Below are 17,112 nucleotides of genomic sequence, written 5' to 3' on the forward strand. Positions count from 1 at the left end.
TCCGCTTCCCAAATCGACTGCCGGAGATGCCGAAAACGGGTCTTCAGGTAGTGGAATGACGGATGGCGGGCGGAATGTAGCCATCCCTCTGGCTGCCATTCAGATGTACAGCCGCGCGCGTGCGCCGCCGGCTTGTCTGATCGTTCAGCTTTCCGTGCCTGACCGCGATCCAAAAGCACCTCTCACAAAACGTCCACCTATCCGGAGTTTTCGGAGTCCTTATCCGCTGCCTTCCGGAAACGGTAGAGCGCCTGACCTAAGTCACATCAAAAAGGAGTACTGCAATGCTACAAACAGTTTTTTCCCCGCTCAGCACCAGCGACCCGTTTGCTGATATGCGCCGGATGCAAACGGCAATGAACCGGCTCTTCAACGGGTCCAGAACACCCGGACAATCTGTGACCTATCCGCCAGTCAACTTCTGGGCCGGTGAGGACAGTATCGTGATGACCACCGAACTGCCCGGTCTGACCGAAAAAGACATTGAGTTGACCGTCAAAGACACAATGCTGTCCATTCGCAGCACATATCCGGAGCCTGAGAACGGCGAGGACATCATCTGGCATCGCCGCGAGCGTGTGGATGGAACGTTCCTGCGCTCGGTCGACCTGCCGTTCCGGGTCAATCCAGACAAAATTGACGCGCGCTTTGAGAACGGCGTTCTGATGGTCGAAATGCAGCGGCCCGAACACGACAAGCCGAAGCGCATCGCGATCAAAACCACCTGAACCCAATATTGAAAGGAGAGTATCATGGCACAAGAACTCGCGACACAAGACACGCGCGACGTGGCTGCAAACAACGGCGATGCAAACCGCAGAGCGATGGCATTCACGCCCGCAGTCGACATCTTTGAGCGTGACGAGACCACTGTGATCACAGCCGACATGCCCGGTGTGGCACCGGGTGACGTCGATGTGACGCTTGAACGTCAGGTTCTGACCCTACGCGGCAAGGTCAAGCCCTACGCGCCCGAGGGTTACCGTGCGCTGTCGTCCGAATACCGTGTTGGGGACTATGTCCGCATCTTCACGCTTTCGGATGAAATCGATCAGGCCAAAATCAACGCCGAGTTCAAGAACGGCGTTCTGCGGCTTGAATTGCCACGCTCAGCCGAAACCAAGCCAAAGAAAATCTCGGTAAAGGCGGCATGATCCGCCTTTGCGACTGATCAAACCAGTAATCGGAGGACCAGAAAATGCAAATCAGTGATCTAATCCCATGGGGTCGGGACAAAGAAAAGAGCCCGGCAAGTGAAAGAGAAAACGGATCCAATCCGTTGGTCTCGCTGCAACGCGAAATCAACCATGTGTTCCAGGACTTTTGGGACAAGGTAGAAAACGGTTGGAACGGCCGCAATGAAGTGGTGGGCATGTTCGGTCCCAGCACCGATGTGACCGAGACCGACAAAAGCGTCGACGTCTCAATCGAATTGCCCGGCATGACTGAAAAAGACATTGACATATCGCTCACCAGCGACGCGATGACCATCCGTGGCGAAAAGAAGATCGAGCACGAGGAAGAACGCAAAGGCGTCTACATGTCCGAGCGTTCTTACGGATCGTTCTACCGCACGGTGCCGCTGCCTGCGGGCGTCGACGCCGACAAGGCCGACGCGAAGTTCAAGAACGGCGTGCTGACGGTAAGCCTGCCCAAGACTGCTGAGGCCCAGGCAAAGGTTAAACGCATTCCCGTAAAAGCTGCGTAACGAATTCGGGGCCGGACATTGCCGGCCCCTACCCTTAGGACTCAAGGAGATAAGTCATGGCTGTTCTTGTTTCTCGTCTTGGCCACATCTTGGTGGTTCTTTGCATTCTTACCTTAGGTTTTGCCACGCCAGTGGCGTCGCAGACTGCGGATCGACCGCTGTACTTGAACGAAGATGGGCTGCCGACGCTGGCCCCGTTGCTGGCCGACGTGACACCGGCAGTGGTCAACATTTCGGTCGAAAGCCGCCAAACAGCCGATTTGAACCCGCTGTTCAACGATCCGTTCTTCAGGCGCTTTTTTGATATGCAGCCGTTCCCTCAGAGCCCACAACCGCGCCGCCAGATGAGCGCAGGCTCTGGCGTGATTTTTGATGCCAACGAGGGCTATGTGCTCACCAACCACCACGTCATCGAAAACGGCGAACGGATCGTTGTGACGCTCAAGGACCGGCGGCAATTCGATGCAGAGTTAATCGGCAGTGACCCAGGCACTGACATCGCCCTGCTCAAGATCGAGGCCGACAATCTGAAAGGGCTTGATCTGGGCGACAGTGATCGACTGCAAGTGGGCGACTACGTACTGGCGATCGGAAACCCGTTTGGCCTTGGCCAGACGGTGACGTCTGGCATCGTCAGTGCCTTGGGCCGTAGCGGTTTGAACATCGAAGGATACGAGGATTTCATCCAGACTGATGCGTCCATCAACCCCGGCAACTCCGGTGGCGCATTGGTCACCCTTGATGGACGGTTGGTTGGAATAAACACCGCGATCATCGCGCCGTCAGGCGGCAATGTCGGGATCGGTTTCGCCGTACCTGCAAACATGGCGGATGCTATTGTCGATCAACTGATCGAGTTCGGAGAGGTCCAACGGGGCCAACTTGGGGTTATGATCCAGGATTTTACACCTGACCTTGCGGAGGCCCTGGGGTTAGAGGGCGATGCCGGTGCCGTGATAACCCAAGTCGAGCCGGGCAGTGCGGCCGAGGCGGCGGGATTGCAATCCGGCGATCTCATTGTCTCTGTTGATGGTCGTTCCATTGCCGGGTCTGCGGATTTGCGCAGTCAGATTGGGCTGAAGCGACTTGGCAGAGACATAGAAATCGACATCATCCGAGACGGCCAAAAACTGACACTGACAGCTGCGTTGCGCAAAGGCGCGCAACTTGGTGCGAGAGCAGGCGAGCGAGGGCTCGGGCGGCTTTCAGGGGCCGAACTGCGTGACCTGCAACCGGGTGATCCGCTTTATGGTGACGTTTCCGGTGTTGTGATCGCCCAAGTGGACGCTGACAGCCGCGCCGCACGTTCAGGTTTGGAAGCGGGCGACATCATTCTGGCCGCCAATCGGGTCCCGGTTGCTTCAGTAGCCGAATTGCGCCAGCAACTTGCCTCCATCGACGGAGCGCTGGCGCTGACCATCCAACGCGGTTCATCCCGCATATTTCTGCTTATCCGCGAACGCCAATAACCCAGGAAAGGAACGCAGCATGGAAGAGAACAAAGACAAGATCAATCAGGCCTCCGATGAACCGACCCCAGATGAGACCAAAACAGCAGCCCCGGACCCGGAGGTGGACCTGGCGGTGCTTACGGACAAATGGAAGCGCGCACTTGCCGAGGCCGAGAACGCCCGCAAACGCGCCGACGCGGCCCGCTTGGACGGGCGTGACCATGGCGTGGCCCTCGCAGTAGAGGCCCTTGGTCCTGCTTATGACGACATCTGTCTGGCGATTGAAGCCGCGCATGCGAACGTGGATGCCGATACCCCACGGATTGCCGCGCACCTGGAGGGTCTGAGCAAAACCAAGAGTGCCTTTGAGACCGGGCTAAAGGCGCTTGGCGTCAGACTGATCGAACCAAAGAACACGCCTTTTGATCCGGTGCTGCATGAAGCCCTGCAAATGGAGGAAACTGACAAAGCCGATCCGGGAGTGGTCCTTGTTCTGCACCGCCCTGGATTCGCACTGGGACAGCGGCTCATCCGGCCAGCCCATGTGACCGTGAGCGCAAGCCCGAGCAAGCCGAAAAAGAGCGCGAGCACGTCAAAGAAAAGCACGGCCAAAGCGAAAAAGGACTGAGGCCACAGTATCTTGCGGCGCTGTCGTACGGTTCAAGGCAAAGGGTTCATCACCTCTTGTCACATGACACAATAGCGTGCGTGATCACGGCCAACCCACCTTTGACCGCACATCTAATCTTGCGCGACAGGTCTGCCCCACCAATGCGTGGTTGACACTGCTTGTCTGACAATCGGGCTGAGGCTGATCAGCAATATCAAGATCGAGAAAAGGCACCATATCGCGGGCATCTCGTTGGGGTTTGTTGTCAGGTAGGCGGCAAGGATCGGGCCAGTGGCCGCGTGGACGATGACGAACCGCCACGCGCCATAGAACAATGGCAAGACAAACGCGGCAATCAGATAGGTTGGGAACCCCGAATAAAGGCCGATCATATGTTCCATGTTCACCAACAAACCATTGTAGGGGACATCCCATGCAATATGCCAATCACCCGAAACCGTGCACCATCTCGCCGCGCACAATGCGCTGCCCGGCTGACAATCGCCGAGTTGGGGGGCAGGCAGGATCTGGGCCAGCATGACCAGTGACGACACGGCGCAGGCGGAGAAGACGCCGACCCGCACACGACGTTTGACCACATCCGGGACAAGCTCCATCGCGAATGCATTTATGAAGAACGGTTGAAGAACGATATGTAGATAAGACAGCACCGTCACCGATGTGTTAGCCGCTGTTCCGCATTGATCGACGACGCCATATCCAGCGACTTGCAGCGCCTCCATTATGGTAAAGTACCCAAGCGTCAGCCAAATTGCGGCGGGGTCCCCGCGACCATAGGTGACGGTTGCGGCAACCGTGCCAATTGCAACCATCCCAACAGATGCTTCCACGCTCCAACACATTGCGGCACAATCCTTTTGGCCCGACCGTAAAGCCTACACAGCCGCATCGGTTGATGTTGATCAATTCGCGGCCTTGCTGCTGCCCCGGAGATCTGACGCCGCGACAGGAACTGGATATCACCGCACGCCGTGATGGCGTTTCAAATGATGTCTAGCCATCTGTCTGACCTGACAGGTACCACATCGCGCTTCAGGAGTGCCCATTGATCCGCGTCAATTCGTCCCGCCCGTCATGAGCTAAACTTTTCAATCACACCCTCGAAACCAAAGGAGACACCAATGGAAGACGTTGAAAAACTACTGAAGGGCACTGTGGAGGAGTTGGACCAGTTGCTGAACGCCAAGAACGTTCTTGGCGATCCGATTGAGCGCGACGGGGCAACCATTATCCCGATTGTCAGCTATGGGTTCGGTTTTGGCGCAGGCGGAAATGTCGGCCAAAAATCAGGCAATTCAGCCGGAACAGGCGCTGGTGGCGGGATTAAACCACTGGGCGCAATCATCTTTGACAACGAAGGCGCGCGGGTTGAATCCGTCAAGGGGGCATTGACCAACATGACTGAAATTGTCGCCGAAGCTGCGACCGCCGTCATGGAAAAAATGGCAACGTCAAAAGCCAAGCCAGATAAAGCCTGATTGGCCATGGCATTGCTAATCGCGATCGTGATGTGGCTATTGCTTGTTGTGCTGGCCTTGGCCTGTCTGGCCCTGATCACACCAGTGTTTGTCAGGGTTCATCTGACAACATCGCCGCAATTCGCTTACCGGGTCGAATTGCACACGCTGGCTGGACTGGCCCCCGGTATCACGGTCGCCGATGGACCACGCAAAGATCCGAGCGCCACACCCAAGACCAGGCACAGTCCGAAACCGGCACGACCAAAGCGACGCAAAACACCCTCTCGCAAGCGCAGTCAACGCGCTGCTTTTAGGGCCTTGCCAACCCTGATCGCAGATATATTGCACCGTATTCGTCTGACAAAACTGCACATTGACGCTGAATTCGGCCTTGGCGATCCTGCAGAAACCGGATGGATATGCGGGCTCTTGATGCCGTTGCAATATGCTGTCCCGATCCCTGCAACCATTTCGCTGAATTTGCGGCCAAATTTCACCAGACCCAGCTTGAACGGCAGCCTGACGGCTGTCGTTCGGGTTACCATGGCCGCGCTGCTTGTCCCGGTCGCGCAATTTGCATGGCGTGTGTATGGACCGCACCGATGACAGTTTCACTGGATCAGATCATCAAGGTTGGGCCGCTGCGGATTGCGCTGTTATCTGATCGCGCCGTCAAGGCCATTCACTGCAATGGGTTTGTCTTCTTTACGGGACGAAAACACCCGGTTGCGGTTTTGATCAGGCAAGGCGCAGCATTGAACGCCTATGAACTGGACGGTCATCCACTAACGCGTGCGCATGTGGAAAAGCTGTGTCCCGGCGCTTGGCGCTGTGTGCGTGATGCGCGTTGACCCCATGACCCGGACCTCAAGAACCTTCGACACGCAGGAAGACGTCATTGCTTTTCTCTCATCTGCGGACACCCACCCCGGCTGCGCACCCGTCGAGGTCGTCCAAACCCATGGCGCACTTGTCTTTCTTGCGGGCGATGTCGCGCTCAAGATCAAACGCGCAGTACGTTACGATTACATGGATCTGTCGACGCTCGAGCTGCGCGAAAAGATGATCCGACGCGAGTTGGCCTTGAACCAACCCATCGCCCCCGAGATTTACCAATCCGTGATGCCTGTCACCCGCGCGCCGAACGGAGATCTTGCGCTGGACGGCGACGGGACACCTGTCGAATGGGTTTTGCAGATGCGCAGGTTTCCGGCGTCGGATGAACTGTCGGTGATTGCGCGTGAGGGTCGACTGGATGACGCGCTTGCCCGCGATCTTGGGCAAAGTGTATTTGACTTCCACGCCAAGACGCCGCAGCGCACCGCTGACGGTGCGACGCTGATCATCGATATTTTGGATGAATTGGACCGGGTATTTGCAGGACTGGACGGCTTGCTGGACACAGCGCTGATTGCCCGGTTTCATGTGCAAAGCCGTGCCGCATTGAACAACATTGAATTGCTTTTGCGCCGACGCAGCGTTGGTGGTCATGTTCGGCGCTGCCACGGCGATTTGCATCTGCGCAATCTGGTGATGCTGGGCGGCAGGCCCGTTCCTTTTGATGCGCTGGAATTCGATGAGGTACTGGGGACATGCGATGTCCTTTATGATCTGGCGTTTCTCATCATGGATTTGCGGCATCGCGCCCTTGATCGCGCAGCCAATATAGTGCTTGTTTCCTATCTGCTGGCGGCCATGGGAAACGAGGACAGCGGGCTGGCTGCACTGCCCCTGTTTATCGCGGTTCGCGCCGCAATCCGCGCGATGGTACTGGCCCAAACAGCCCTTGCGACAGGATCGCCCATTAATGAGGACGCGACACGTTATCTAATCGAGGCGTTTGCCGTTCTGTCGCCACCCGAACCTGCGCTTGTCCTGATTGGTGGTCTTTCTGGAAGCGGAAAAACAACCGTGGCGCAAGAAGTGGCACCCCAAATCGGGGCAGCACCCGGAGCGGTTCTTTTGCGCAGCGATACAGAGCGCAAGGCGATGCGCGGCGCGGACCTTCGAACCCGGCTTGGCGCGTCCGCCTATACGCCCCAAGCACGTTCCGCCATCTATGACAGGATCATTCAACGTGCACGAAACATCTTGAAAACCGGCCATTCCGTGTTGATTGATGCCACTTTTCTGCTCCCCGAAGACAGGGAAAGAGCGACAAAGATATCAGCGGACACCGGCATTGCGTTGCATCGGTTTTGGCTGGAGGCCCCACCCGACATATTGATTGATCGGGCGACGGCCCGGCGCGGCGATGCCTCTGACGCTGATGCGGACGTAATTCGGGCGCAAATAGCAAATAACACGCCGCCGCACGACTGGACGATCATTTCCGCCGCGGGCTCGATTGCAGACACCGCCCTGCGCATTGAACTCGTGTTGAGGGAAGCTGGCGCAGTCCCAGATTGATCTGTCCTCACTCTGCACGCTCTGCGCCCGATCCCCATTGATGGCGATCAATAGGGAACGCTTGCGGCTGAATTAAGGTGAGGAAGATAATTGATCGGAGGATATAATGGCTCCCAAACCTGCACCGAACGACGCTTTGTCCGAAAACCGCTTTGTTGCTGACAAGCTGGATGAAGTGGCGCGCCTTCTGGACCAGCAGAACGCATCGCTGTTCCGCGTCCGGGCTTACCGCGATGCGGCAAATTACCTGCGCGGCTTGCCCCATCCAGTCCGGCTTGACTATCAACGTGGCGGCAAACGCGGGCTGGATGACTTGCCGACAATCGGACAATCCATCGCGGCCACCATCGCCGAAATTCTCGATACGGGTAGATCGGGCGTTTTGGACCGGCTGCGCGGTGCGGCCGACCCTGAGCAGGTGCTGCGGACGGTTCCGATGATTGGCCCCGCGTTGGCCCGCCAGATCCATGAGGATCTGGGCATTGAAACATTAGAAGCACTAGAGGCCGCGGCTTATGACGGACGACTGGCCACCATCAAGGGGATTGGTCCGCGCCGGGTCGAAAGCCTGCGTCATTCTTTGGCTGACATGCTGGCGCGCAGACGTCCACGACACGCCCCAATAGATCGACAGCGACCATCCGTCGCTGACATTCTTGCTGTTGACCTGACATACCGCAGCAATCTGGATCAGCTGCCCAAAATCAAACCGCGCCGGTTCAATCCGAACGATGAAGCCGTTCTGCCGATCCTGCACACCGAAAGGGACGGATGGCAATTTACCGCGCTTTTTTCCAACAGCCCGACAACGCACCGTTTCGCAAAAACCCGCGATTGGGTGGTGATCTATTTTGAACGCGCGGATCAGCCTGAAGGACAAGTCACGGTTGTCACAGAACATGGCGGGCGTCTTGACGGTAAACGGGTCATTCGCGGGCAGGAAAATGCCTGCGCAGCCCATTATGAACGGCCGGAGAAGTAGCATCTGAAACGGCAATGAAGCGCCTTGAACATGCGCATTGAATGGGGGGAATGAAACCTTGATGAAACATCGAAAATGGATCTTCGCCGCATTGGCCCTTGGCATTCTATTGGCGTTTTGCGCAACTCCCGCAAGGGTGGCTGGCAATGACTTTCAAGCCCGATTGGACAGGGCCGGCGTCCCTTATCAGATCCCACCTGACGGCAAAGCCATTCTCATCAACATCCCGGCTTTTGAACTAATTGCGTTCGATCAGGGCATACCCGTGCTGCGCAGCCGTGTCATCGTGGGTACACCGTGGCACCGCACACCGCGATTGAACACCTATGTCTCATCCGTCCGCTTCCGTCCGACATGGCGGCCGACCCGCTCGATGGTTGCCAGCGGCGAATACAAAGATCGTATATGGCCTGCGGGTCCGAACAATCCTCTTGGCCTTGCTGCTGTGCGATTACAGCCGGGGTTGTTGGTCTATTTACACGACACAAACCACCGAGAAAAATTTGATCAGGACTATCGCGCCTTGTCCCATGGTTGCGTGCGGGTTCAGCAATGGGACCAGCTGGTCGCATTTGTATTGGGAATGGATATCGCAGAAGTGCATCGATTGGCGAATGGTCGACGTACCTTTGACGCTCCCGCCCCGCCGATACCGGTGACTCTGGCGTATTTCACGCGGTTTCCAAATGCTTTGGGGCAGATTGTTGATCATCCTGACATCTATGGGCTTGGACGCGCGATGAATACTGCCCTACCGGATGAAGCGACCTGCGAGGTTGCAGGCTTGGTCGATTGAGAATCGCGCGGCACCTCAGGCTTGGGCGACCCCTACCCTGTGATTCTTCCCATAGGCTTTGGAGCATCTTGGGCAGGTCGTATAGAAAATGAACACATCCTGGGCAGTTTTGATCCTCCCCCTTTGAATTGGCCCACGCCTAGCTAGGAAACGGAGGATCTGTACTGCTACCCCTGTTTGGACCACCCGACTGGAGATTTTCCTTGGGGTGGTGCTCAAGGTGACAGGTGCAGCGAACGGAACAGACATTCTATCGCTGGCGCAAGCAGGATGGCGGCATCTAACCCGTCTTACCTCGGTTGTTCTCGTTCTCGGTTAAGACCAGTGGATGATCCTGAAACGTCACAACCCGCAAATCCGCAAACGTCGGCATTGAGTTCGTTCAGAAAAGAACCGCGCGCAAAATTGATTATCATCAATTCTAAGCGCAGCGATCTCACCTAAAAAGAATACGTCAAATATTCCTGTAGCTGTCCGAGGTGATCATGCGGGACATTGAAATACAGCAAAGACGGGCATTCTTGCATTTGCAAGAGAACATATTCTGTTCTGGAGGCTGAGATGTTGGACATTGCGGCGCGAATTCTGTTGTTTCCGATATTGGCGTTTCAAGCCGTAAACGTAAGGCTCACCGCATTGCGCTTGGCCGATCCTGTCGGTCGCCGCGACGGTGTAAGTGGACAAGGGCCGGTCCTGCGTCTTTTGATTATCGGCGACAGCTCTGCTGCAGGTGTTGGCACCTCGCATCAGGAAGAAGCGCTGCTGGGCCACATGCGCAAAAGGCTATCACAAACAAACACCGTCCATTGGGTAGTGGATGCCAAGACTGGCGCGACGACTATGGATTCCATAGTCCGGTTAAAACAATGCCAGCAGCAAAAGTTTGATGTCGTTTCAGTTTCACTTGGCGTAAATGACATCACCACTCTTGTACCACTATCGGTTTGGCTAAGGCACTTCTCAACTTTGCTTCAGGTCATCGAAAACAAGTTTCAGCCAGATATAATCTGCGTCTCTGGCATTCCCCAGATGCAATATTTTCCGTTGCTGCCCCAACCGCTCCGTTGGGTGGTGGGCGCGCAGGCGCACCGATTTGATCGCGCGCTGCGTAGGCTCTTAGCCAATCGCGCCAATTATCGCTTTATTGAAATGGACTTCGAACCTGATGTGTCAAAGATGAGTCCCGACGGATTTCACCCTGGTCCAAAGATTTATGCAGAGTGGGGGAGCAAAGTCTATCGTGCAATCCGTGGCGATGTCAGGCGGCTGAGTAATCCAAACACCAGATGAGCACGCGCAAATTTCTGCCGCGCGACTTGGTGGGAAAGGAGTCATAAAAACTCCGCCACTGCTCACGCAAGCGTGAGAGATTCTGAAAGACAATGTCGGCTTGGTTGCCCAAATCGGTCGCAAGGGAAAATACCCGCACAAGCGACCCATGTTTTCAAAAGTCAGACATTAGATACGCACATTCATGTGAGACCAAGCGTGCTTTTGCATTATCCGCGACTGGTTAAATCAGAATAATACACAACAGAGCGCATCAAAGGGCGATTCCACGTTACATACATAAAGCACACAAGGTCCGCCAACCTGTTGATTTTAAGTCTCAAACGGCCCGATCCATCAAGGGACAACCTCAGAGATTATCTTCGAATGACTGCTTCGCGGTTGTTTCCTGACCCTGGTGCATCCCGCAGCATTTGGTAAAATGGGCTCAAACCAGACCTTAGCCACAGACGGGACAAATGTCTGGTATGGGCCTAAGTAAGCAAATAACGTTGCCTCTCTTAATTCCCACCCAAACCAACGCACGACCCCCTTTAGCCCCTCCCCAAACCCCCAGCGCCACCGACGCAATACCGACGTGATACAGCCACATAACAGCGCTCCGTTTTCCCGGTTAATTCAAACCCTTAGCCGGTGATTCTCTACTGTCCCAGCGCCTGTGATAAATCCGCTTCCAAATCCCGCACATCCTCGATGCCCACCGATACCCGCAACAGCCCTTCGGGGATGCCGGTGTGCGGCTCAATGGTGTGGCGGTGTTCGACCAGGCTTTCCACCCCACCCAGCGATGTGGCGCGGTGGAACACCTGCAAACGGCCTGCAACCCGCAGGGCCTCGGGTGCGCCACCTTTAATAATGAACGACAACAGCGGCCCGAACCCTCCTGTCATTTGGCGTGCCGCCACAGCATGGCCCGGATGGGAGGAAAGGCCGGGGTAAAGCACCGCCTCGACCTTTGGATGGTCTGCAAGGAACTCCGCTAACGCCATGGCATTGCGTGACATTTCCCGCATCCGGAGCGGCAGCGTGCGCATGCCACGGGTCAGCAACCATGCCTCCATCGGACCAAGGACCGCGCCGGCGCAATCGCGGTCCTCACGGATCATCGACCATATTGTGGCATCGGGATCAGCTGTTGCCAGTGACCCGGCCAGCACATCAGAATGGCCGTTGATGCCCTTGGTTGCCGAGTGCATCACGATGTCCGCACCCAGCGACAGGGGGTGGCTGAGGACCGGGCTGGCGGCGGTGCTGTCCACGATCAGTTTTGCGCCCACCGCATGCGCGGCTTTGGCGGTGGCCGCAATATCGGTGATCCGCAGCCAAGGGTTCGATGGGGTCTCAACCCATGCAAGAGCTGGGCGGTGGTTCTTACATGCCTGAGAAAACGCATTTATATCAGAGGCTTCAATCTCATGCAGCATGATCTGACGCCGGGTGCAAAAGTCGCGTATCCACTTGGTTGTGCCCCAGTAAATCTGGCTTTGCACCAGCACGGACGCGCCATTTGGTACGGTGCGAAACACCGCCGCAATCGCCGCCATGCCCGAGGCAAAAAGCAGGGTATCCTCGGCCGCTTCAAGCGCGTTCAATACCTTTTCGGCCACGCGCACGTTTTCGTTGTGAGACCGCAGATAGACGTTGTCGGGGTTCACCGGCTGGTAATCGGCATCCCGCGCAAAGGTCGTGGCAAAGTGCACCGGCGGCACAACCCCACCACTGGCCTTGTCTGTTGTGCCAGCTGCATGGGCGGCGATGGTGGCGGGGCGCAGGCGGGATTTTGGCGCGTCGGTCATGGGGCATCTTTCTGAAAGAAGGGTTAGACAACTGCTACAACGCGCTTTTGGAACACGCAAACGATGGGTTGATTTGATGGTCGCACATCACGACCCGATGCCTCCCGCGTCACGGGGTCGTGAGAAGGCTGTCACAGCCCTTGCGCCGCCCTGTTCGATCACCCACCCTTTGAAGCAACGCACAAAGGAGTACGCAATGCCCACCCACCGCATCACTTTTCCCGGCCATGACGGCAGCACGCTGGCGGCGCGGCTTGACATGCCGGATGGGCCGCATTTGGCGACAGCGCTCTTTGCGCATTGTTTTACTTGTGGAAAAGACATTCCGGCGGCACGGCGTATCGCTGCGCGTCTGGCAGGGATGGGCATTGCGGTGTTGCGGTTTGACTTTACCGGGCTTGGCCATTCCGAGGGTGAATTTGCCAATACGTCGTTCACGTCAAACGTCGATGATCTGATCGCGGCCTGCACGTATCTGGATGGGGATGGCAAACCACCCTCATTGCTGATCGGGCATTCGCTGGGCGGCGCGGCGGTGCTCAAGGCCGCAAGCCAGATGGACCAGATCAAGGCTGTCGCCACCATCGGTGCCCCCTTTGACCCCGAACATGTGACCCATAATTTCGCCGATGCCCTGCCAGAGATCATTGCAAATGGCGTGGCAGAGGTGAGCCTTGGTGGGCGGCCGTTCAACATTGGCAAAGGCTTTATCGAAGATGTGGCCAGCGGGGCCCTCACCCCGGCGATTGCCAAACTGAATGCCGCCCTACTGATTTTGCACGCGCCGCGCGATGAGATTGTCAGCATTGACAATGCCAGCCAGATCTTTCTGGCCGCCAAACATCCCAAGAGTTTTGTCACACTTGATAATGGGGACCATTTGGTCGCCCGCGCGGCGGATGCAGAATACGCCGCTGACGTGATTGCAACCTGGGCGGCCAGGTACTTACCTCTCAAACCGCCCGCGCCACCACCGGGCGCGCCCGAGGGCATTGTGCGCGTATCTGAGGCTGATCCAAGCGGGTATTTGCAAGACGTGATGTCCGGCCCCAATCATCATGCCCTGGCCGATGAACCTGCAGCCTATGGCGGCACCAACCGCGGCATGTCGCCTTACGGCTTTCTTTCAGCGGGCCTTGGGGCCTGCACCTCAATGACCATCCGCATGTATGCCCGGCGAAAGGGTTGGCCCCTGGAACATGTCAATGTGGATATCTGCCATGATAAAGTGCACGCTCAAGACGCCGAAACAGGCAGTGGCGACAAGATCGATACCTGGCGCAGGCGTATCTATCTGACTGGTGATCTGACCGGTGACCAGCGCCAGCGCTTGCTTGAGATTGCGGATAAATGCCCGGTACATCGCACGCTTGAGCGGTCATCTGAGGTGCTGACCGAACTCGTGGACGGGCCAGCTTAGCGGCCATCGGGCCCCAAAAATCGCCCCATTTGATCAAGATCAAGGAATTCTTGCCGGAAACACGGCAAACTGCCATTCACCGACAAATGGTTTCGGACGTGAAGTGGAGCGACCAATGGCAATTTTTTCGAAGATCGGCAAAAGTGCGGATCTCATGTTCGGCCTGACCGAACGGATGGATGTTGATCTGGGCGCGCTTGCTCAAACCAACCCGGAACAGGCGGCACAGGAATATCGGTCGATGGTGCTGCAGTGCACAGGATGTAGCGACCCGGTGGCATGTGCAAAATTGCAGCGCTCAAACGACCATTTGGATGAGGCACCGGAATATTGCCGCAACCGCGACGCTCTCAATGCGTTGCGGGTCAAATAAGGGCGGCTGTTGTCGTGAATTTCCTGTAATCTGAATGGCATGGCCTTTGCAGGCCGTGCCATTCGGTTTCGGGAAGCTGTTTTAGTCGGCCAAGACCAATGTGGTCTCATCGACGGGTAGGATTTCATCTTCCTCTGGCGTGATGGCGGTCGTGACCGATGGCTCGTCCTGCTGCGCGATATAATCGTCAATCAGTCCAGTCTGGTCCTCACCGACACCAAGTTTTTCACCAACCCAATCAACCATCTCGGGTGTGATATCTTCAGCAGTGTAGGTGGAGTTACCCGTAGCGTTCATGCCCGCCACGATGGCATCAATCATCGCCTCTTCCGAAGATGCGATGGCTGTCGTTTCGACCTCTGTCTCGGCATCCTGCAGGGCAGAGAAACCGGCACTGGTTGCGTCGACCTGACCAAGTGCCGCAGTGGCCGCGGTCACATCACCGGTCCAATCGGATACGGCTTTGTCGTAAGCGTCCAGATCAACAGTGCCATCGGCAGCCGTAAAGTCAACTTCTTGCGGTGCTGCGGTGTTCGCAATATCGGCAATCGTGGCTGACAGCGCGTCGAATTCATCCTGCGTTGTCGGAACGTCGAGGCCCAGAAGATCCAGCGATTGTGCAAGGTCATCCGAAAGCGTTGCATAGTTCGCAATCGCCTCTTCCAAGGCCAACTCCGCAGCAGCGTTTTCGGCGCTGGCCTCTACGAAATCGCGAAAGCCCTCCATCTTGGGGTCGGATGAATTCATCAAGCCGTTGATGTTGCGATTAAGCGAATTGAGCCCCTTCAGCTGCGCATGCAGGTTCTTGGTCCGAGGTGCCAGTTCAGGAGGCCGCTTTGAATTGGTCGTCGCGGTTTTGACTGAACTGTTGCTGCGGGTACTCTTGCTGGCTTGAGATTTGTTCCCTTGAGACTTGGAGACTTTCGACCCCTGCCCCCAAGACCGCGCAATGGACCGGCCTGAGGACTTTTTGACGTTCCCGCTGCTGGCCTTACTGCGCCCGTTGCCCGCGCTCTTGCCGCCAGAGTTGCCGCCCTTATCGGCCCCTTTGCCGCCGCCATTTCCACCGCCGTTTCCGCCGCCGCCGTTACCGCCACCGTTGCCACCCTTGGCAAAGGCCGCAGCGTGGGTGTTGTTGGTGATCTGATCGGTCAGGACTGGCGCACCAAGGATCAGTGCAGCAGTCGCCAAAAGTGCTGTAACGCGCATAATTCTCTCCTATTTTCCAAGAACGTTGTACCTGATTTGGTGCAAAAGAAAGGCAATTTAGTGTCAAATCCAAGGTGTCAGCAGGAATTTGCCTTGCAGGCATGGATCAAAAGACCATTCGATACGGCGCGTTCCAAGGACATGATCGCCTAGAAGCGGGCTTGTTGCCGGATGCTCCCGCTGGGCGCTTGTCCTTGCCCCCCCGTCAGTCTATTGCCCATTTGACCCCAGAAACAGTCTCAGAAAGTGTGTGCCCGATGATCCCCCGTTATTCCCGTCCTGATATGGTCGCCATCTGGTCCCCGGAAACCAAATTTCGCATCTGGTACGAAATCGAGGCACATGCCTGTGACGCGATGGCCGATCTGGGCGTGATTCCGCGCGCCAATGCCGATGCGGTCTGGAAAGCCAAAGACGTGCAGTTTGACGTCGCCCGGATTGATGAGATCGAGGCCGTCACCAAGCATGACGTCATCGCGTTTCTGACCCATCTGGCCGAACATGTGGGCAGCGATGAGGCACGTTTTGTCCATCAGGGGATGACCTCATCTGATGTGCTGGACACCTGTTTCAATGTGCAGCTGGTGCGCGCCGCCGACATCCTGATTGCGGATATGGAATTGCTGTTGGCGGCGCTGAAACGCCGCGCAATGGAACACAAGGACACGCTGCGCGTGGGCCGCAGCCACGGCATCCACGCCGAGCCGACCACCATGGGCCTGACTTTTGCACGATTTTATGCGGAGATGGACCGTAACATGCGGCGTCTGAAAACCGCCCGCGAAGAGATTTCGACCGGTGCCATTTCCGGGGCCGTTGGCACATTCGCCAATATCGACCCGGCCGTTGAGGCACATGTTTGTGAAAAACTGGGCCTGACGCCCGAACCGATCAGCACGCAAGTGATCCCCCGCGACCGCCACGCTGCGTTTTTTGCAGCCCTTGGCGTGGTTGCAAGTTCCATCGAGAACGTCGCGACCGAAGTGCGCCACATGCAGCGCACCGAAGTGCTTGAGGGTGCCGAATTCTTTTCAGCCGGGCAAAAAGGCTCCTCAGCGATGCCGCACAAGAAAAACCCGGTACTAACCGAAAACCTGACCGGGCTGGCCCGCACCATTCGCATGGCAGTCATCCCGGCGATGGAGAACGTGACACTTTGGCATGAGCGCGACATTTCCCACTCAAGCGTTGAGCGTGCGATCGGCCCTGACACAACGATCACGCTCGATTTTGCGCTGCACCGTCTGACCGGGGTGATCGATAAGATGTTGATCTATCCCGACAACATGCTGGCCAACATGAATAAATTCAGCGGTCTTGTGATGTCGCAACGGGTTCTGTTGGCCTTGACCCAGGCGGGTGTCAGCCGCGAGGACAGCTATAAGCTGGTTCAGCGCAATGCGATGAAGGTCTGGGAACATGGTGCGGATTTCAAAACCGAACTTTTGGGAGACGACGAGGTTCTGGCCGCCCTGTCGCCCGCCGAAATCGAAGAGAAATTCGACCTTGGCTATCACACCAAACATGTGGACACGATCTTTGCCCGCGTGTTTGGCGATTGATCGGTACGGCAACCCCGACTCAACC

19 protein-coding genes are annotated in these 17,112 nt (G+C 56.7%); 15 read left to right on the plus strand and 4 right to left on the minus strand.

The window, feature by feature from the left end; all coding sequences use genetic code 11:
* Positions 1 to 284: 284 nt before the first annotated feature.
* From ACEWL3_RS12450 to ACEWL3_RS12470, 5 genes are read left to right on the plus strand one after another with little or no spacing between them, the layout of a single operon-like run.
* Positions 285 to 728 (plus strand): Hsp20/alpha crystallin family protein, encoded by a 444-nt coding sequence (locus ACEWL3_RS12450; protein ID WP_386182586.1) that lies wholly within the window; start codon positions 285 to 287, stop codon positions 726 to 728.
* A 24-nt stretch (positions 729 to 752) separates the two neighbouring features.
* On the plus strand, positions 753 to 1,154 hold the full coding sequence (locus ACEWL3_RS12455) for an Hsp20/alpha crystallin family protein (RefSeq protein WP_386182588.1): 402 nt from the start codon (positions 753 to 755) through the stop codon (positions 1,152 to 1,154).
* Positions 1,155 to 1,198: 44 nt separating this feature from the next.
* Positions 1,199 to 1,708, plus strand: a complete 510-nt coding sequence (locus tag ACEWL3_RS12460; protein WP_386182590.1) for an Hsp20/alpha crystallin family protein — start codon at positions 1,199 to 1,201, stop codon at positions 1,706 to 1,708.
* Between the two features lie 56 nt (positions 1,709 to 1,764).
* A complete protein-coding gene (locus tag ACEWL3_RS12465) occupies positions 1,765 to 3,177 on the plus strand; it encodes a DegQ family serine endoprotease (RefSeq protein WP_386182592.1) in 1,413 nt (470 codons plus the stop codon).
* A 19-nt stretch (positions 3,178 to 3,196) separates the two neighbouring features.
* A complete protein-coding gene (locus ACEWL3_RS12470) occupies positions 3,197 to 3,787 on the plus strand; it encodes a nucleotide exchange factor GrpE (protein ID WP_386182594.1) in 591 nt (196 codons plus the stop codon).
* A gap of 113 nt (positions 3,788 to 3,900) precedes the next feature.
* On the opposite strand, the gene ACEWL3_RS12475 is transcribed toward ACEWL3_RS12470, so the two are convergent.
* Positions 3,901 to 4,620, minus strand: a complete 720-nt coding sequence (locus ACEWL3_RS12475; RefSeq protein ID WP_386182596.1) for a DUF5765 domain-containing protein — start codon at positions 4,618 to 4,620, stop codon at positions 3,901 to 3,903.
* 291 nt (positions 4,621 to 4,911) lie between these two features.
* On the opposite strand from ACEWL3_RS12475, the gene ACEWL3_RS12480 reads away from it, so the two are divergent.
* The 6 genes from ACEWL3_RS12480 (at position 4,912) to ACEWL3_RS12505 (ending at position 9,437) form a co-directional block, all read left to right on the plus strand.
* Positions 4,912 to 5,268 carry a GerW family sporulation protein gene (locus ACEWL3_RS12480; protein ID WP_386182598.1) on the plus strand — a complete coding sequence of 119 codons (357 nt, stop codon included), beginning with the start codon at positions 4,912 to 4,914 and terminating at the stop codon, positions 5,266 to 5,268.
* 6 nt (positions 5,269 to 5,274) lie between these two features.
* Positions 5,275 to 5,856 (plus strand): DUF2953 domain-containing protein, encoded by a 582-nt coding sequence (locus ACEWL3_RS12485; protein WP_386182600.1) that lies wholly within the window; start codon positions 5,275 to 5,277, stop codon positions 5,854 to 5,856.
* Positions 5,853 to 6,101 (plus strand): hypothetical protein, encoded by a 249-nt coding sequence (locus tag ACEWL3_RS12490; RefSeq protein WP_386182602.1) that lies wholly within the window; start codon positions 5,853 to 5,855, stop codon positions 6,099 to 6,101. The genes ACEWL3_RS12485 and ACEWL3_RS12490 overlap by 4 nt, the downstream gene beginning before the upstream one ends.
* A gap of 4 nt (positions 6,102 to 6,105) precedes the next feature.
* Positions 6,106 to 7,659, plus strand: a complete 1,554-nt coding sequence (locus ACEWL3_RS12495) for a bifunctional aminoglycoside phosphotransferase/ATP-binding protein (RefSeq protein ID WP_435000968.1) — start codon at positions 6,106 to 6,108, stop codon at positions 7,657 to 7,659.
* A 106-nt stretch (positions 7,660 to 7,765) separates the two neighbouring features.
* Entirely contained in the window at positions 7,766 to 8,641 is an 876-nt protein-coding gene (locus tag ACEWL3_RS12500) for a helix-hairpin-helix domain-containing protein (RefSeq protein WP_386182606.1), read from the plus strand.
* Between the two features lie 61 nt (positions 8,642 to 8,702).
* A complete protein-coding gene (locus tag ACEWL3_RS12505; RefSeq protein ID WP_386182608.1) occupies positions 8,703 to 9,437 on the plus strand; it encodes a L,D-transpeptidase family protein in 735 nt (244 codons plus the stop codon).
* A 15-nt stretch (positions 9,438 to 9,452) separates the two neighbouring features.
* Here the strand turns inward: ACEWL3_RS12505 and ACEWL3_RS12510 are convergent, their stop codons facing one another.
* On the minus strand, positions 9,453 to 9,686 hold the full coding sequence (locus tag ACEWL3_RS12510; protein WP_386182610.1) for a hydrolase: 234 nt from the start codon (positions 9,684 to 9,686) through the stop codon (positions 9,453 to 9,455).
* 312 nt (positions 9,687 to 9,998) lie between these two features.
* Between ACEWL3_RS12510 and ACEWL3_RS12515 the strand changes: the two genes are divergently transcribed.
* Positions 9,999 to 10,727: an SGNH/GDSL hydrolase family protein gene (locus ACEWL3_RS12515; RefSeq protein ID WP_386182612.1), complete on the plus strand. Its 729-nt coding sequence runs from the start codon at positions 9,999 to 10,001 to the stop codon at positions 10,725 to 10,727.
* A gap of 641 nt (positions 10,728 to 11,368) precedes the next feature.
* Here ACEWL3_RS12515 and ACEWL3_RS12520 read toward each other — a convergent pair.
* Complete coding sequence (locus ACEWL3_RS12520) at positions 11,369 to 12,523, minus strand: trans-sulfuration enzyme family protein (protein ID WP_386182614.1); 1,155 nt, start codon at positions 12,521 to 12,523, stop codon at positions 11,369 to 11,371.
* A gap of 196 nt (positions 12,524 to 12,719) precedes the next feature.
* Here ACEWL3_RS12520 and ACEWL3_RS12525 point away from each other — a divergent pair, with 196 nt between their 5' ends.
* Positions 12,720 to 13,943 (plus strand): bifunctional alpha/beta hydrolase/OsmC family protein, encoded by a 1,224-nt coding sequence (locus ACEWL3_RS12525; protein WP_386182616.1) that lies wholly within the window; start codon positions 12,720 to 12,722, stop codon positions 13,941 to 13,943.
* Between the two features lie 115 nt (positions 13,944 to 14,058).
* A complete protein-coding gene (locus ACEWL3_RS12530) occupies positions 14,059 to 14,316 on the plus strand; it encodes a DUF6455 family protein (protein WP_386182618.1) in 258 nt (85 codons plus the stop codon).
* Positions 14,317 to 14,397: 81 nt separating this feature from the next.
* Here ACEWL3_RS12530 and ACEWL3_RS12535 read toward each other — a convergent pair whose 3' ends face one another.
* Positions 14,398 to 15,525 (minus strand): hypothetical protein, encoded by a 1,128-nt coding sequence (locus ACEWL3_RS12535; protein WP_386182620.1) that lies wholly within the window; start codon positions 15,523 to 15,525, stop codon positions 14,398 to 14,400.
* A 257-nt stretch (positions 15,526 to 15,782) separates the two neighbouring features.
* On the opposite strand from ACEWL3_RS12535, the gene purB reads away from it, so the two are divergent.
* Positions 15,783 to 17,087, plus strand: coding sequence for an adenylosuccinate lyase (gene purB, locus ACEWL3_RS12540; RefSeq protein WP_386182622.1), 1,305 nt, complete (start codon positions 15,783 to 15,785; stop codon positions 17,085 to 17,087).
* Positions 17,088 to 17,112 lie beyond the last annotated feature (25 nt).

The organism is Sulfitobacter sediminivivens (genome assembly GCF_042611115.2).
Lineage (GTDB): Bacteria > Pseudomonadota > Alphaproteobacteria > Rhodobacterales > Rhodobacteraceae > Sulfitobacter > Sulfitobacter sediminivivens.

Coding starts and splice junctions, on each gene's coding strand:
- ACEWL3_RS12450 (WP_386182586.1), top strand. CDS start 285: ATGCTACAAACAGTTTTTTCCCCGCTCAGCACCAGCGACCCGTTTGCT.
- ACEWL3_RS12455 (WP_386182588.1), top strand. CDS start 753: ATGGCACAAGAACTCGCGACACAAGACACGCGCGACGTGGCTGCAAAC.
- ACEWL3_RS12460 (WP_386182590.1), top strand. CDS start 1,199: ATGCAAATCAGTGATCTAATCCCATGGGGTCGGGACAAAGAAAAGAGC.
- ACEWL3_RS12465 (WP_386182592.1), top strand. CDS start 1,765: ATGGCTGTTCTTGTTTCTCGTCTTGGCCACATCTTGGTGGTTCTTTGC.
- ACEWL3_RS12470 (WP_386182594.1), top strand. CDS start 3,197: ATGGAAGAGAACAAAGACAAGATCAATCAGGCCTCCGATGAACCGACC.
- ACEWL3_RS12480 (WP_386182598.1), top strand. CDS start 4,912: ATGGAAGACGTTGAAAAACTACTGAAGGGCACTGTGGAGGAGTTGGAC.
- ACEWL3_RS12485 (WP_386182600.1), top strand. CDS start 5,275: ATGGCATTGCTAATCGCGATCGTGATGTGGCTATTGCTTGTTGTGCTG.
- ACEWL3_RS12490 (WP_386182602.1), top strand. CDS start 5,853: ATGACAGTTTCACTGGATCAGATCATCAAGGTTGGGCCGCTGCGGATT.
- ACEWL3_RS12495 (WP_435000968.1), top strand. CDS start 6,106: ATGACCCGGACCTCAAGAACCTTCGACACGCAGGAAGACGTCATTGCT.
- ACEWL3_RS12500 (WP_386182606.1), top strand. CDS start 7,766: ATGGCTCCCAAACCTGCACCGAACGACGCTTTGTCCGAAAACCGCTTT.
- ACEWL3_RS12505 (WP_386182608.1), top strand. CDS start 8,703: ATGAAACATCGAAAATGGATCTTCGCCGCATTGGCCCTTGGCATTCTA.
- ACEWL3_RS12510 (WP_386182610.1), bottom strand. CDS start 9,686: ATGTCTGTTCCGTTCGCTGCACCTGTCACCTTGAGCACCACCCCAAGG.
- ACEWL3_RS12515 (WP_386182612.1), top strand. CDS start 9,999: ATGTTGGACATTGCGGCGCGAATTCTGTTGTTTCCGATATTGGCGTTT.
- ACEWL3_RS12520 (WP_386182614.1), bottom strand. CDS start 12,523: ATGACCGACGCGCCAAAATCCCGCCTGCGCCCCGCCACCATCGCCGCC.
- ACEWL3_RS12525 (WP_386182616.1), top strand. CDS start 12,720: ATGCCCACCCACCGCATCACTTTTCCCGGCCATGACGGCAGCACGCTG.
- ACEWL3_RS12530 (WP_386182618.1), top strand. CDS start 14,059: ATGGCAATTTTTTCGAAGATCGGCAAAAGTGCGGATCTCATGTTCGGC.
- ACEWL3_RS12535 (WP_386182620.1), bottom strand. CDS start 15,525: ATGCGCGTTACAGCACTTTTGGCGACTGCTGCACTGATCCTTGGTGCG.
- purB (WP_386182622.1), top strand. CDS start 15,783: ATGATCCCCCGTTATTCCCGTCCTGATATGGTCGCCATCTGGTCCCCG.